Origin of the sequence: Bacillus sp. FSL K6-0993 (assembly GCF_037977205.1) — a bacterium.
In the GTDB taxonomy this organism is placed as follows: domain Bacteria; phylum Bacillota; class Bacilli; order Bacillales; family Bacillaceae; genus Bacillus; species Bacillus subtilis.
In genome coordinates this window covers 1,847,847-1,861,426 of the sequence record NZ_CP150275.1, presented here as the reverse complement: position 1 = coordinate 1,861,426, position 13,580 = coordinate 1,847,847, and the positions used below count along the sequence as shown (strand labels likewise).

Sequence of the window (13,580 nt, the reverse complement as noted above, 5' to 3'; positions counted from 1 at the left end):
GTGACATAGATAAAAGTGACCAGTGCCGCTCCATGATTTATTACCTATTAACATAAAAAATCCCTTGACACTAATAGTGACAAGGGATTGAAAGATTAATACTGAGACATATACTGTTCGCGTTCCCAAGGATGTACTTGCGTGCGGAACATATCCCATTCGATTTCTTTTGCTTCGATGAAGTGTTCGAATAGGTGCTCGCCCAGCGCTTTGACCATGACTTCGTTTGATTTGAATTCTTCTAGTGCTTCCGCAAGTGTTGCTGGAAGGTCAACGATTCCGTTTTCCATGCGCTCTTCTTTGCTCATCACATAGATGTTGCGGTCGATTGGAGCCGGCGCTTCCAGTTTGTTTTTGATTCCGTCTAATCCTGCAGCAAGCAATACGCTAAGTGCAAGGTATGGGTTTGCAGCTGGGTCTACGCTGCGTACTTCAACACGTGTGCTGATGCCGCGAGAAGCCGGGATACGGATAAGCGGGCTTCTGTTTTGCGCGCTCCATGCTACATAGCAAGGTGCTTCATAGCCAGGAACAAGACGTTTGTATGAGTTTACTGTCGGGTTTGTTACTGCTGTAAAGCTTGTTGCGTGTTTCACGATACCTGCAATGAAGTGTTTCGCTGTTTCACTTAACTGAAGATCTGCGTTTTCGTCAAAGAATGCGTTAACACCATTTTTGAAGAGTGATAGATTGCAGTGCATACCTGAACCGTTCACACCGAACAATGGTTTTGGCATAAATGTCGCATGCAGGCCGTGTTTGCGGGCAATTGTTTTGACAACTAGTTTAAATGTTTGGATGTCATCACAAGAGCGGACTGCTCCAGCATATTTAAAGTCGATTTCGTGCTGACCAGGTGCTACTTCGTGGTGAGACGCTTCGATTTCAAAGCCCATCTCTTCAAGCTCAAGTACGATATCGCGGCGGCAGTTTTCTCCTAAATCAGTTGGAGCTAAGTCGAAATATCCGCCTTTGTCGTTTAGTTCAAGCGTTGGCTCGCCTTTTTCGTCCAATTTGAATAAGAAGAATTCAGGCTCAGGTCCAAGGTTAAAATCACTGAAGCCGAGGTCTTCCATTTCTTTCAGAATCCGTTTTAAGTTGTTTCGCGGGTCACCTTCGAAAGGTGTGCCATCCGGATTATAAATATCACAGATGAAACGTGCTACTTTACCTTTTTCAGCTGTCCATGGGAAGATAACAAATGTATTTAGATCTGGATACAGGTACATGTCTGACTCTTCGATACGAACGAATCCCTCAATAGAAGAACCGTCAAACATGACTTTATTATCAAGCGCTTTTCCAAGCTGGCTTACAGGAATCTCAACATTCTTGATTGTTCCAAGAATGTCAGTAAATTGAAGACGGATATACTTCACGTTTTCTTCTTTTACTAATTTTTCGATATCTTCTCTAGTGTACTTTGCCATTTGGTAAAATTCCTCCTCTTAAAAGGTAAATGTATATAGCAAAACAGTTGCTAACGGATTAATGAAAGAAGCGGGACATGTCGCCTTGACGGAATGTATTCCCTCTTTGAAAACGGCCGGCTTGCATGAGCTCGTTTTTCAGGAGCTGTCTCAGTTCGTCATCGGACAGATCATGTTTCATTGGTTTTTTCGTCTTCTCGCTTTGTTTTTGCTCTGGCTCGGCTTCGGCTTTCGCCAGAATCTGTTTAATTCCTGCCATGTTTACACCTTGTTCTATCAGGTGCTTGATTTCTAACAGTTTATCTACATCATGAAATGAAAATAATCGTCTATTCCCTTCACTTCTGGCTGGAAATATCAGTCCATTTTCCTCATAATATCGAATTTGTCTTGCTGATAACTCAGTTAACTGCATGACAATTCCTATTGGAAATAAAGGCATTGAGCGGCGAATATTATCACTCATCTCAATTTCCTCCTTTTCTTAACTTAGTTTCATTATAGGTGATGTTATATTTTGTGTCAATACGATGTAAGGATTCTTAACATCAAATCCAGAGAAATTTTTAAAAAATTTAAATTAATTGCTTTTCCATCAATGAATCCACTGCACTGCATATGGCATTCTTCACATGCGAATAGGTTAATCCTCCCTGAACATACGCTACATATGGCGGGCGGATAGGGCCATCAGCTGATAATTCGATGCTTGCTCCTTGAATAAACGTCCCTGCTGCCATAATGACATCATCCTCGTATCCCGGCATGTAGGCTGGATAAGGCGTCACATGAGCATTGATTGGCGATGCATATTGAATAGCCTGGCAAAAAGCAATCATCTTTTCTCTGTCTGAAAACTCAACGGATTGTATTAAATCCGTTCTTTTCGCATCCCATTTCGGGTTTGAAGTGAAGCCGAGTTTTTCAAGGAATCTCGCTGTAAATACCGCTCCCTTTAAGCTTTGAGACACAACGTGAGGAGCCAAAAAGAAGCCTTGGTACATTTCTTGAAGCGAGTAAAGAGATGCCCCTGCTTCTCTGCCGATACCGGGTGACGTCATACGGTATGAGCAAGCTTCAATCCATTTCGCTTTTCCGACGAGGTAGCCGCCTGTTTTCGCAAGGCCGCCGCCCGGATTTTTTATGAGAGATCCCGCCATCAGATCGGCTCCGACATGGCAAGGCTCAAGCTCTTCCACAAATTCTCCGTAACAGTTGTCCACAAAGACGATCAGGTTTTCATTGATTTCTTTTACAAAACGGATCATTTCTTTTATTTCACTAATTAAGAAAGAAGGGCGATTCGCATATCCTTTTGAGCGCTGAATGCCGATTACTTTGGTCTTCGGATTGATCGCAGCTGCGACTGCATCATAGTCTATCTTTCCGTCTTTCGTCAGATCAACCGCATTATAGCCGATTTGAAAATCCTTTAACGATCCAGCGTTTTCTCCACCCCTGACGCCCACAATTTCCTCTAGCGTATCATACGGCTTGCCCGTGATATAAAGGAGCTCGTCCCCCGGTCTGAGGACACCGAACAAAGCAATTGAGATGGCATGTGTGCCTGAAATGATTTGCGGCCTTACAAGCCCCGCTTCTCCGCCAAACACATCCGCATATATGCTTTCAAGCGTGTCTCTTCCGATATCATCATAGCCGTATCCAGTAGATGGCGTGAAATGAGTGTCGCTTACTTTGTGTTTTCTATAGCTTTGAAGCACTCTCCACTCATTTCGCTCGCTGATTTCTTCTATTTGTTTATGAATGCCGGCAATGTCCGCTTCCACTTCCATTGCCGTTTTCTTCAATAATTCTCCGTGTGTTAATGTGTCAAACATGTCTTTATATTTCCTTCCTACATATACTTCTTTAATTCACCGATGATACTTTGCTCTTCTTGGACATAGCCGGATATGTCATACTGTTCATTTTCTTCATTAAAATAGAAGCGGTCTACCATCGTTTCCGATTTGATTCTGGAAAGGAGCTTCCCTTCACTTGCCGGCACGTGTGCTTCAAAAGACGTTAACAGTTCTTGGCGCAAATAGCGCTGAATCGCTTCTTTAAAGGCTGCAGCGTCGTCCTCAAATTTCGCACTGACCATAATGTGATCCCTTCCGGCGGACGGTATAAAATCAGGCAGTTTTTGATCACGTTTATTGTAAGCCGTCAGCATCGGGATATCATCTGCTTCAAGCTCCTCAAGCAGCCGAAGCACTGTTTTTTCATGTCCCGCATAATCCTCATTTGAAGAATCAATTAAATGCAGAATTAAATCCGCTTCTTTTACTTCCTCAAGCGTTGAGCGGAATGCAGCAATCAATGTCGTTGGAAGATCCTGAATAAATCCTACTGTATCTGAAAGAAGAACACTGTAGCCGCTTGGCAGGACCATTTTTCTGGTCATCGGGTCCAGCGTGGCAAACAGGAGGTCTTCTTCATAGCTGTCAGCACTCGTCAGGCGGTTGAACCATGTTGATTTCCCTGCGTTTGTATAGCCGACAAGCGCAATTTGAAGCACACCGTTTTTCTTTCTTCTTTCACGGTATCGGCTTCTATGGCGAATGACAGTGGAAAGCTGTGTGTTGATTTCATGAATGCGATTTCTGATATGGCGGCGGTCGGTTTCCAGTTTCGTTTCCCCGGGACCTCTTGCCCCAATTCCACCGCCTTGCCGGGAAAGGTTGATCCCTTGTCCCGTCAGACGCGGCAGTGCATATTGCAGCTGAGCCAGCTCAATTTGAAGTTTGCCTTCTCTCGTTCTCGCCCGCTTTGCAAAAATATCTAATATCAATTGCGTGCGGTCAATCATCTTCACTTCAATTGCTGTTGCCAATGACTTCAGCTGACTTGGCGACAGTTCATCATTAAAGATGAGGAGATCAGCTTCAAGCTCTTCCACCAGTGCCTTCAGCTCTTCTACCTTCCCTTTTCCTATATATGTAGCGGCGTCAGCCCTGTTCCGTTTTTGTGTGACGCTGGTCAGTACTTTTCCGTCTGCTGTTTTCGTCAGAGATGCTAGCTCTTCCATAGAATTTTCAAAATGCTCATCCGTGATATGCGGCAGCTGACATCCGACTAAAATGGCTTTCTCCTGAATCGTTTCTTGTTCGTTCAAATGGATGTTCCTTTCTTTTGCATATTGGGCAGTAGTATTATCATACCAAACCCTGCATGTGTATACCACAAATCGATTGCTTTGAAAAGCGGAAATACGAGCAAAAAACAGACCTCTCACAAACTGAGAGGTCTATGCAGATCCAGATGCTTCTTCTTTAATGGAAAGATCTTGGCTTTTGATGGTCATCAAGTCGCTTTTTAAGTATTGGTCTCCCATTAAAAGCCTCATGGCTTGTGCTCTGATCGATTTTTCGATCACATTTCTGACAAAACGTCCATTGCTGAATTTAATGGGACTTGTCGTGCTTTTCACTGTCATTAAGTAATCTTTCAATTTCCATTCAGCTTCTTGACTGAGCTGGTATTCCCTTTCATCGATCATTCGTTTCGCAATCTCCATGAGCTGGGTCACAGAATAATCCGGAAAATCAATGGAGATGGGAAATCTTGATTGGAGTCCGGGATTTAAAGAGAGAAAATGATCCATTTCCCGTGAATATCCGGCGAGTATCAAAATAAACTCATGCTGTTTGTCTTCCATATGCTTGACAAGTGTGTCGATCGCTTCTTTCCCAAAGTCCTTTTCGCCGCCTCTTGCCAGCGAGTAGGCTTCGTCTATAAACAAAATGCCACCTAATGACTTTTTGATTAAATCTCTCGTCTTTTGGGCGGTGTGTCCGATATACTCCCCGACCAGGTCAGCCCGCTCCGCTTCTATTAAGTGACCTTTTGACAGGACATTCATTTCAAAGAACAGCTTGCCGATGAGCCGTGCAACCGTCGTTTTTCCCGTTCCCGGATTTCCTTTAAACATCATGTGCAGCGCTTGCTTTCCAACCTTCAAGCCTTGCTCCGCGCGTTTTTGATTCACAAAAATCCAGGCGTATATTTCCTTGATGTTGCGTTTCATTTCCTCCATCCCAACTAATGCGCTCATCTCTTTTTCGATTTCCTTCAAAATGCCGTGCTTTGCTTCGTTTTTTTGCAATGCAGCCTGATATTCCGCCTCTGCCTCAGCATTCGTCAGCACCTGCTTTTGCCCGTTCAGAATAATGTTGATCTGTCCGTTGTTTTTATAAGTCACAGCGCGCTCCAACATCTTCACCTCTCTGTTCTCTCTATATGATATTCAAGCGGATGCCGATTGTGACAAACGCCTATCATGTGTCGAAACAATTGCTTTTTTCGGGAACAATAAGGAATCCTGCGCTTTCCCGAGAAATACTTTATTTCTTATTGTATTCACGGACATGGGGTGGACAAACCATGAGATTTTGTTTTTAATCATTTTGTCAGAGTATTATGGTGAACTTCTTTCTCATTATTTTCTCCATTCGCCAATCCTTTTTTCATGCAACGGGCTGTTTTTTGTACGAAGCGTATTACCCGCCCTAAGATACCTGAAGTGTTTTTCTTTTTTTCGATTTATAAAGTGGTGTCTTTAATGAAAGGAGCTTTTCTCATCAATTTACGTTTCAAATGCTTGATTTAATATGAACGCAAAGCTTAAAACCAGCAGGACTCAGTGCAGATTAACCGAACCCATAGTACATACAAACATATGGCATATGCACATATTTCATGTCGGACCGTATCTGTTGTCGCTTCATGTTGGATTGTGCGCTTTCCCGAGAAATAATTTCCGGATGTGAAAGGGTTATTTCCTCATTTTTCAGATGAATGATAATCGTACAAGCAGAAGCCGTGTTTTTTCATATCCTGTAATGAGGTGATGAAAAATGGTTAAAATTTTTATTGATCCTGGCCATGGCGGGTCTGATCCAGGCGCAACAGGTAATGGCCTTCAGGAAAAAACGTTAACCCTGCAAATCGCTTTAGCCTTACGTACGATATTAACTAATGAATATGAAGGCGTTTCTTTGCTGCTGAGCCGGACAAGCGACCAATATGTCAGCTTAAACGACCGGACAAATGCCGCAAATAACTGGGGAGCAGATTTCTTTTTGTCCATTCACGTTAATTCCGGGGGAGGCACAGGTTTTGAAAGCTATATTTATCCAGGTGTAGGAGCCCCGACGACGACTTATCAATCGACAATTCACTCTGAAGTGATACAAGCTGTCGACTTTGCCGATCGCGGCAAAAAAACAGCGAACTTCCACGTCCTAAGGGAGTCGGCAATGCCTGCCCTCTTGACCGAGAACGGCTTCATTGATACCGTTGCCGATGCAAATAAGCTGAAAACGAGCAGTTTTATTCAAAGCTTAGCGAGAGGACATGCACACGGCCTGGAGCAAGCCTTTAACCTTAAAAAGACTTCCAGCTCAGGGTTATATAAGGTTCAAATCGGCGCATTTAAAGTCAAAGCGAATGCCGACTCGCTCGCAAGTAAAGCCGAAGCCAAAGGTTTTGACTCGATTGTCCTTTTAAAGGACGGATTTTACAAAGTGCAGATTGGCGCATTTTCATCCAAAGACAATGCAGACACCCTCGCTGCCAAAGCGAAAAATGCCGGCTTTGACGCTATTGTGATCCTAGAATCATAGCCGAGACGGGGACGAGCGTCTCATAAAAAAACCCGGCTCCTCATCGCGAGAAACCGGGTTTTTTTATTCAAGAATATCAACAACAAACTGTGACCATGTTTCCAGACGGTTGTAGATGTCATCCTGTTTTAATTCAGAAACTTTCATCCATTTACCCGCAATTTGTTCTTTCTCCTTCACTTCCACTTGTGCGCCAGGCTTTAATTGAAGCGCAGAAAGAATACCGATATGCACTTTGCCAACACTGTTTTCATCATCATTGATTAATCCCAGTGTGACTATCGCCTGTTTATCTTCTTCATTTATTTGCAGTTCTTCCTCAAGCTCACGGTCTGTGTTCAGCTTTAAGACTTCAGCAAATGAAGCTGCCCCATCGATGGCGTTCATATGGCCGCCAAAGCCGAGAGAAAGCTTGTTGTGCAGTCGTGATTCACCGCCGCCAGCCAGCCGCTCGTAAAGAAAAACTTCATCTTCACGCTTAATGACGACATAAGGTATCGGCTGCTTGAAACGCGGATCTTCTTCTGCGTCCCCTCTTCTCATTTCACGATAAGCCGCTTCAATCTGAGCCATGATTTCTGCTACTCTGCTATCTTCACTGTACACGCCCTGGAAGGTTAAGCTTTCTTTCTTAAACACATCATCGCGCGGGGCAACTAAAATCATTTCGTCCATTTTTCCCATGGGTACTGCGTCCTCCTCATTTGAACCTTCAAGCCGAAAAGAGCAGATATTATATCTGCTCTTTTTCATCTTCAAAATAAAAGTCATCATCTTTAAGCGGCTCAACTGTCGCTTTTTTATAACCATTCCCCTTCATAGAGAAGAAGTCATGTGATTTTGTTTTTGTGTTTAATCCGTTTAAAACGATCGGATTAATGTCTTCCTCTTCGAAGTATGGATCAAATCCAAGGTTCATCAGCGCTTTATTCGCATTATAGCGGATGAATTTCTTTACATCGTGTGAGAGTCCGACTTGATCATACAAGTCCTCTGTATATTCAAGCTCATTTTCATATAACTGATTCAGAAGGTCGATCGCAAATTCACGAAGCTCTGCTTTTTTCTCTTCTGTCTGTTTATTATAAATTTCCTGAGCAAGGAGACCGACATACACGCCGTGAATCGCTTCGTCACGAAGGATCAGGTTAATGATCTCACCGCTTTGCATCAGTTTTCCTTGTCCGTAGAAATATAACGGATAATAGAAACCGCTGTAGAAAAGGAAACTTTCCAGATAGACGGAAGCAACCATCGCTTTGAACAGTGAAATTTCATCATCTTTTTGAATGGCTTTGTAAAGCCCGACAATCATTTGCGCTTTTTTCTGCAAATATTTATTTTGTTTAACCCATTCAAATACTTCATTGATCGTTTCAGTCGGTGCAAGGGTCATGAAAATATTAGAGTACGACTTCGCATGGACAGCGTTCTCCATCATCGCCATAAAGTTCAGCACCGCTTTCCGCTGATGGCCATCTACGTGTTCAGCCACGATCGGCATTCCCGTATTCCCCTGCTCTGTATCAAGAAGCGTAAGTCCGGCCAGTACCTTCATATAAGTGTCCTGCTCGTTTTTCCCGAGGTACTTCCATGTGAGGAGATCGCCGTTTAAAGCAATCTCTTCCGGAAGCCAGAACTGTTTCACGTTTTGGTTATAGAACATTTGGGTAAAATCGTCTTCATGCTTTGACCAGTTTGCTGCGTCATAAATTTTTGTCACTATAAACTCTCCTTTAATCAAACAACACAAGAAAGGCAGCTGTCTTGCCCAGTATCTTTCGTTCTTGCATAGTAAATGGTTTTAATTCCTCTATGATGTGCATACAGATCGATTCGGTTTAAATCACGGGTCGTCATTGTGTCTTTTAAGAACAATGTAAAGCTGATTCCCTGATCAATGTGCTGCTGGATAGTGGCGATCATATCCACAACCTTGAACATGTCCATATCGTAGGCTTCTTTATAGAAGAACCAGTTATTAGATGCAAGCCCAGGCATTGGGTAGTACGTTTTTGAGTTGCCGTATGTTCGTTCTTCAATGCGTTCCATAATCGGCATAACAGACGCCGTACTTGATTGGACGTATGAGATAGAGCCTGTTGGCGCAATGCATAATCTGTAGCTGTGATACATACCGTGTTCAGCCACAAATGCTTTTAGCTTTTTCCAGTCCTCTGTCGTCGGGACATGCATACCTTCAAACAAATTAGCGATTTTTTCATATTTCGGTGAGAAATCAGTAGAAACGTATTTGTCAAAGTATTCACCTGTCGCATAGGTTGAGCCTTCATATTGATCAAACGTTTCGCCCTTCTCTTTTGCGATTTCCGCAGAACGCTGGATGGAGTAGAAGTTCACCATCATAAAGAACGTGTTTGCAAAGTCACGCGCTTCCGGGCTTTCATACGCAATGCCGTTTTGCGCAAGGTAGCCGTGAAGGTTCATAGCACCGAGGCCGATTGATTTCATCGCTTTGTTTGCCCGTCTTACAGCAGGCGCATTACGGATGTCAGTTGTTTCAGACACGTGTGTTAAAGAGTCTGTCGCAAGCTTGACTGTCTTTTCGATTGATTTATGCTCCATGACATTGAGAATGTTAAGCGAGCCCAGGTTGCAGGAAATATCCAGACCGATTTCATCTTCTTCATCATAGTCTGTGTATGAAGAAACTTGAGATGCCTGCAGCACTTCAGAGCAAAGGTTAGAAAATTTGACCTTCGAAATATGGTTATTCGCATGCACTTTATTCACGTTATCTTGGAACATGATGTATGGATAGCCTGATTCAGAACGAAGCATCGCCAATTTTTCAAGCAGTTTCCGCGGGTTGATTTTTTCCTTTTTCACCCGAGGGTTGTCGACAAACTTGTCGTACATTTCGTTCATGTCCATCTCATCCATGTGCTGGCCGTACTCTTTATAAATCGTGTGCGGGTAGAATACATAAGCCGCTTTGTCCTCGCGTGCAAGCTCAACGAACTTATCCGGAATGACAACACCGATCGAAAGCGTTTTGACACGCACATCTTCATCCGCAGAAATCTTTTTCGTATCAAGAAAATCATTGATATCGCGGTGGAAAATGTTTAAATACGCCGCGCCGGATCCTTGTCTTTGTCCCATTTGGTCAGCATAACGGAACGCGTTATCAAGAAGCTTCATGACGCCTACAACGCCTTTTGTCGCATTCTCAACATCTTTAATGGCTTCACCTTTCGCGCGAAGCTTGGACAGGTTAAGAGAAACCCCTCCGCCCAGTTTAGAAAGCTGCATGGAGATATCGATCGCTCTTGAAATGTCGTTTAAAGAATCATTAACTTCGAGCAAGAAGCAGCTCACAAGTTCACCGCGGCGTTTTCTGCCGGCGTTCAAAAATGTCGGTGTGCTCGGCTGATATTCCTGATTGATCATCAGGTGCACATATTCCTTTGCTTTCTCAGTGTCGCCGTTTGCGAAGAACAGCGCAACAATTGAGATCCGGTCCTCATAACGCTCGAGGATTCTTTTCTTGTCATTCGTTTTCAAAGCATAGTCATTATAAAATTTAAACGCACTCATGAAGGAAGGAAAACGAAACTTCTTTGCGTAAGCTGTCTTAAACACTTCTTTAATGTCTTCAAAAGAATAAAGGCTTAAGAACTCCTCTTCGTAGTATTGGTTTTCAATCAAATAATCCAGCTTCTCTTTTAAATCGTGAAAGTACACTGTGTTTTGATTGATATAGTCTACAAAATAGCTATGTACAGCCTCTTTATCCTTATCAAACTGGAATTTTCCATCTTTTTGGATCATGATTTCGTTATTTAACTGGATCCATTTTGGCACTTGATTTTGTGACAACTCTTTCTACCTCCTGAGTAAACAATTCAACGTCTTTAGATGTGCCGCTGAGTTCAAATTTGTGCAAGATCGGCACCTGATATTGTCTTGAAATGGTATCGGCGCTTTTTGCAAAGTTATCGCCCCATACTTTGTTGCCGCTCGCAGCGACACCTAATAAGAGATGGGCGTATTTTTCGAGAAATGATTGTGTTGATGCCGGTACCTGACCGAAGTTTGTCGTGTAGGTGACCAAAACAAACGGAGTGTCCACGTGGTCCATTTCGTCCACCTTGCGTATCTGCTGAAAGCCTGTTTTATTTACAAACCGCTGAACATTCCCTGTTTTCGAATCAAATATGATTTGTACCACGTTTTATCACGACCTATCAAAAAATATGAATCTCTCATCACTAACACTATATATAGTATACTACCCTCTAGCAAAAACACAATATATAGATTCGTTTTTATGAAAAATTCATATTTTGATCAAATCAGGCAAATGGGCAGACTCATTAGGGCCCAAAAAAGAGAGCAGAACGAGAATCATCTCTCGTCCTACTCGGGGTGTCGTTTTTTAGCCGATGTATATCATAACATGAAAAAAAACTGCTTAGTAGTCTAGATTTTTTTTTCTTAAGCTATCACAGCATTTTTCGCTCTCTACTGTTTCTTCTATTTCAACATCCGCGCCGATCTCTTCTAAAACCGCCTTCAAAGCAGTGATAATTGACGCTTCTCTGATTAATTCTTTTCCGTTCACAATGATACTTGTTCCGTATTCATAGCAAGAATCATCTTCGCAAATTTCTTCCCAATGATTCACGATCACTTTATGCTTCATGTTTTCACCCTCTGTTTGATCTGTGTCTGTATTTAGTTTAGCGGCTGGCATCCGCTTTGTAAATTCGAATGCTTGTGAATTTTATTCAAGTTCATCATCCGCGTATTCTTTCTTCAGCTTTACCTCATTGCGGGACTCATTATACTCATAAATTTTGATATAGCCGTCCTCCATAACGCCAAAATGGTTATGTTCAAGCGGAAACGAGGTGGGCTGAGGCGTTTCATAGTCTGAATTGCCGCTGTCTGTTTCAATAATGGTATCTTGATTCCCGCACGCCCCGAACAGTAAAAAGACAGCTATCCATACAAGTGCAATCCTGATTCGTCTCAGTTCTGCTTCACTTTCAAACAAGGTCGATCACTCCCAAATTCATTTTATACATAATATACCATTTTCACTTCCGTATGTTGTTCTCATAAAAAAAGACCGTGCCTTAGCATGGTCAGCTTACACAAAAAGCTTGGAGCAAAAGTGGATTCATGTTAAAAATGGCCGCCAGGAACCCCGGCAGCCTTTCTTCATGTCTTGACATGGCATTTTTTGATCTATTCGAGTTCAAGCTGGACGTTTTTTTGCGGCGCAAACGTTGAGATCGCATGTTTATATATAAGCTGCTGCTTACCTTCCGATTCCAACAATACGGTAAAGTTATCAAAGCCTTTCACCTGGCCCCGCAACTGAAAGCCGTTCAGCAAAAAAACAGTGACATACGTATTTTCTTTCCGGATTTGATTCAAAAACTGATCCTGAATATTAATCGGTTTCATGTTTCGTCCTCCTTGATTCTCTATATCATACAGTTTCGATTAAAGTTCGAGTTTTCCTGCTATATGTGTGAAAATTTCCTTTTTTTTCAGCTCCATATCAACAGGCGGTGTCATATCGAACCATGTGACCTGCATTTTGTTGCGAAACCACGTCAACTGGCGTTTCGCATACCGCCTCGAGTTCTGCTTTAGCTGTTCGACAGCATCGGAAAGTGTCACAAAACCGTCAAAATATGCATACAGCTCTTTATAGCCTATCGCCTGTATTGATTGACAGTCTCTCACGTTCTTGTCGTATAAGCGTTTCACTTCCGGAAGAAGGCCTGACTGCATCATCATATCGACCCGCTGATTAATTCTTTCGTAAAGTGTGTCTCTATCCATTGTCAGGCCGATTAACACTGCATTATACAGAAGTTCTCGTTTTTGTTCCTTCAAATGCTGGGACATCGTTTTTCCGGACGTATGTAAAATTTCCAGTGCGCGAATGACTCTTCTTGTATTATTCGGATGAATCGCAGCTGCTGCCTCGGGATCTGCTGCAGCAAGTTTGGCATGAAGAAAGTCAGCGCCTTCCCGCTCAGCAGCCATTTGCATGCTCTCTCGAAACACGGGATCATTTGCCTCTTCCGTAAATGTATAATCGTAAAGCACAGATTGTATATAAAGCCCTGTACCGCCGACAATCATCGGAAGCTTTCCTCTATTTGCAATCTCGCTGATTTTATTTCTTACTAAGCTTTGATAATCGGCAGTAGAGAAAGAGTCCTGGGGATCTAAAATGTCAATCAAATGGTGGGGCACTCCCTCCATCTCCTGTTCGGTAATTTTAGCTGTTCCAATATCCATCCCTTTATAAATCTGCATTGAATCTCCGCTGATAATTTCCGCGTTTAAGGATTTGGCTAGCTGAATACTTAAATTGGTTTTCCCCACTGCCGTCGGTCCGACTAAAATGACAACGGGCTGCTTCGTATTATTCAATATGTATCACTCTCTTTTATAAATCTCCCCCCATTATAGCATTCAACATGGACAACCACCTATCCATTTTGCCCTTTTTTTGCATCGGTAAACATCC

14 protein-coding genes are annotated in these 13,580 nt (G+C 42.7%); 1 reads left to right on the top strand and 13 read right to left on the bottom strand.

Annotation, left to right across the window (positions count from 1 at the left end; all coding sequences use genetic code 11):
- Nucleotides 1-95 precede the first annotated feature (95 nt).
- The 5 genes from glnA to spoVK all read right to left on the bottom strand — a co-directional run bounded on the left by glnA (nucleotide 96) and on the right by spoVK (nucleotide 5,652).
- Nucleotides 96-1,430, bottom strand: a complete 1,335-nt coding sequence (gene glnA, locus MHH79_RS09420; RefSeq protein ID WP_003231737.1) for a type I glutamate--ammonia ligase — start codon at nucleotides 1,428-1,430, stop codon at nucleotides 96-98.
- Between the two features lie 58 nt (nucleotides 1,431-1,488).
- Nucleotides 1,489-1,896 (bottom strand): transcriptional repressor GlnR, encoded by a 408-nt coding sequence (gene glnR / locus MHH79_RS09415; protein ID WP_014476884.1) that lies wholly within the window; start codon nucleotides 1,894-1,896, stop codon nucleotides 1,489-1,491.
- Nucleotides 1,897-2,005: 109 nt separating this feature from the next.
- Nucleotides 2,006-3,271 carry an aminotransferase class I/II-fold pyridoxal phosphate-dependent enzyme gene (locus MHH79_RS09410; protein ID WP_003231742.1) on the bottom strand — a complete coding sequence of 422 codons (1,266 nt, stop codon included), beginning with the start codon at nucleotides 3,269-3,271 and terminating at the stop codon, nucleotides 2,006-2,008.
- Nucleotides 3,272-3,288: 17 nt separating this feature from the next.
- On the bottom strand, nucleotides 3,289-4,551 hold the full coding sequence (gene hflX / locus MHH79_RS09405) for a GTPase HflX (RefSeq protein ID WP_015483254.1): 1,263 nt from the start codon (nucleotides 4,549-4,551) through the stop codon (nucleotides 3,289-3,291).
- A gap of 132 nt (nucleotides 4,552-4,683) precedes the next feature.
- Nucleotides 4,684-5,652, bottom strand: coding sequence for a stage V sporulation protein K (gene spoVK / locus MHH79_RS09400; protein ID WP_003231746.1), 969 nt, complete (start codon nucleotides 5,650-5,652; stop codon nucleotides 4,684-4,686).
- A gap of 640 nt (nucleotides 5,653-6,292) precedes the next feature.
- Here spoVK and cwlC point away from each other — a divergent pair.
- Complete coding sequence (cwlC, locus tag MHH79_RS09395) at nucleotides 6,293-7,060, top strand: sporulation-specific N-acetylmuramoyl-L-alanine amidase (RefSeq protein WP_327830118.1); 768 nt, start codon at nucleotides 6,293-6,295, stop codon at nucleotides 7,058-7,060.
- Between the two features lie 63 nt (nucleotides 7,061-7,123).
- Here the strand turns inward: cwlC and MHH79_RS09390 are convergent, their stop codons facing one another.
- The 8 genes from MHH79_RS09390 to miaA form a co-directional block, all read right to left on the bottom strand.
- Entirely contained in the window at nucleotides 7,124-7,744 is a 621-nt protein-coding gene (locus MHH79_RS09390) for a hypothetical protein (RefSeq protein WP_063335387.1), read from the bottom strand.
- A 49-nt stretch (nucleotides 7,745-7,793) separates the two neighbouring features.
- A complete protein-coding gene (gene nrdF / locus MHH79_RS09385; protein WP_003231754.1) occupies nucleotides 7,794-8,783 on the bottom strand; it encodes a class 1b ribonucleoside-diphosphate reductase subunit beta in 990 nt (329 codons plus the stop codon).
- 17 nt (nucleotides 8,784-8,800) lie between these two features.
- Nucleotides 8,801-10,903, bottom strand: a complete 2,103-nt coding sequence (gene nrdE, locus MHH79_RS09380; RefSeq protein WP_047182642.1) for a class 1b ribonucleoside-diphosphate reductase subunit alpha — start codon at nucleotides 10,901-10,903, stop codon at nucleotides 8,801-8,803.
- Complete coding sequence (gene nrdI, locus MHH79_RS09375) at nucleotides 10,863-11,255, bottom strand: class Ib ribonucleoside-diphosphate reductase assembly flavoprotein NrdI (protein ID WP_003231758.1); 393 nt, start codon at nucleotides 11,253-11,255, stop codon at nucleotides 10,863-10,865. Before nrdI ends, nrdE begins: the two co-directional genes overlap by 41 nt.
- Nucleotides 11,256-11,498: 243 nt before the next feature.
- The gene (locus MHH79_RS09370) at nucleotides 11,499-11,729 is read right to left on the bottom strand and encodes a hypothetical protein (RefSeq protein WP_003245262.1); all 231 of its coding nucleotides are present in this window, start codon (nucleotides 11,727-11,729) and stop codon (nucleotides 11,499-11,501) included.
- A gap of 81 nt (nucleotides 11,730-11,810) precedes the next feature.
- Nucleotides 11,811-12,083, bottom strand: a complete 273-nt coding sequence (locus MHH79_RS09365; protein ID WP_014479841.1) for a YmzC family protein — start codon at nucleotides 12,081-12,083, stop codon at nucleotides 11,811-11,813.
- Between the two features lie 194 nt (nucleotides 12,084-12,277).
- On the bottom strand, nucleotides 12,278-12,499 hold the full coding sequence (gene hfq / locus MHH79_RS09360) for an RNA chaperone Hfq (RefSeq protein ID WP_003221097.1): 222 nt from the start codon (nucleotides 12,497-12,499) through the stop codon (nucleotides 12,278-12,280).
- A 39-nt stretch (nucleotides 12,500-12,538) separates the two neighbouring features.
- Nucleotides 12,539-13,483, bottom strand: coding sequence for a tRNA (adenosine(37)-N6)-dimethylallyltransferase MiaA (miaA, locus tag MHH79_RS09355; RefSeq protein ID WP_021479248.1), 945 nt, complete (start codon nucleotides 13,481-13,483; stop codon nucleotides 12,539-12,541).
- Nucleotides 13,484-13,580: the final 97 nt, after the last annotated feature.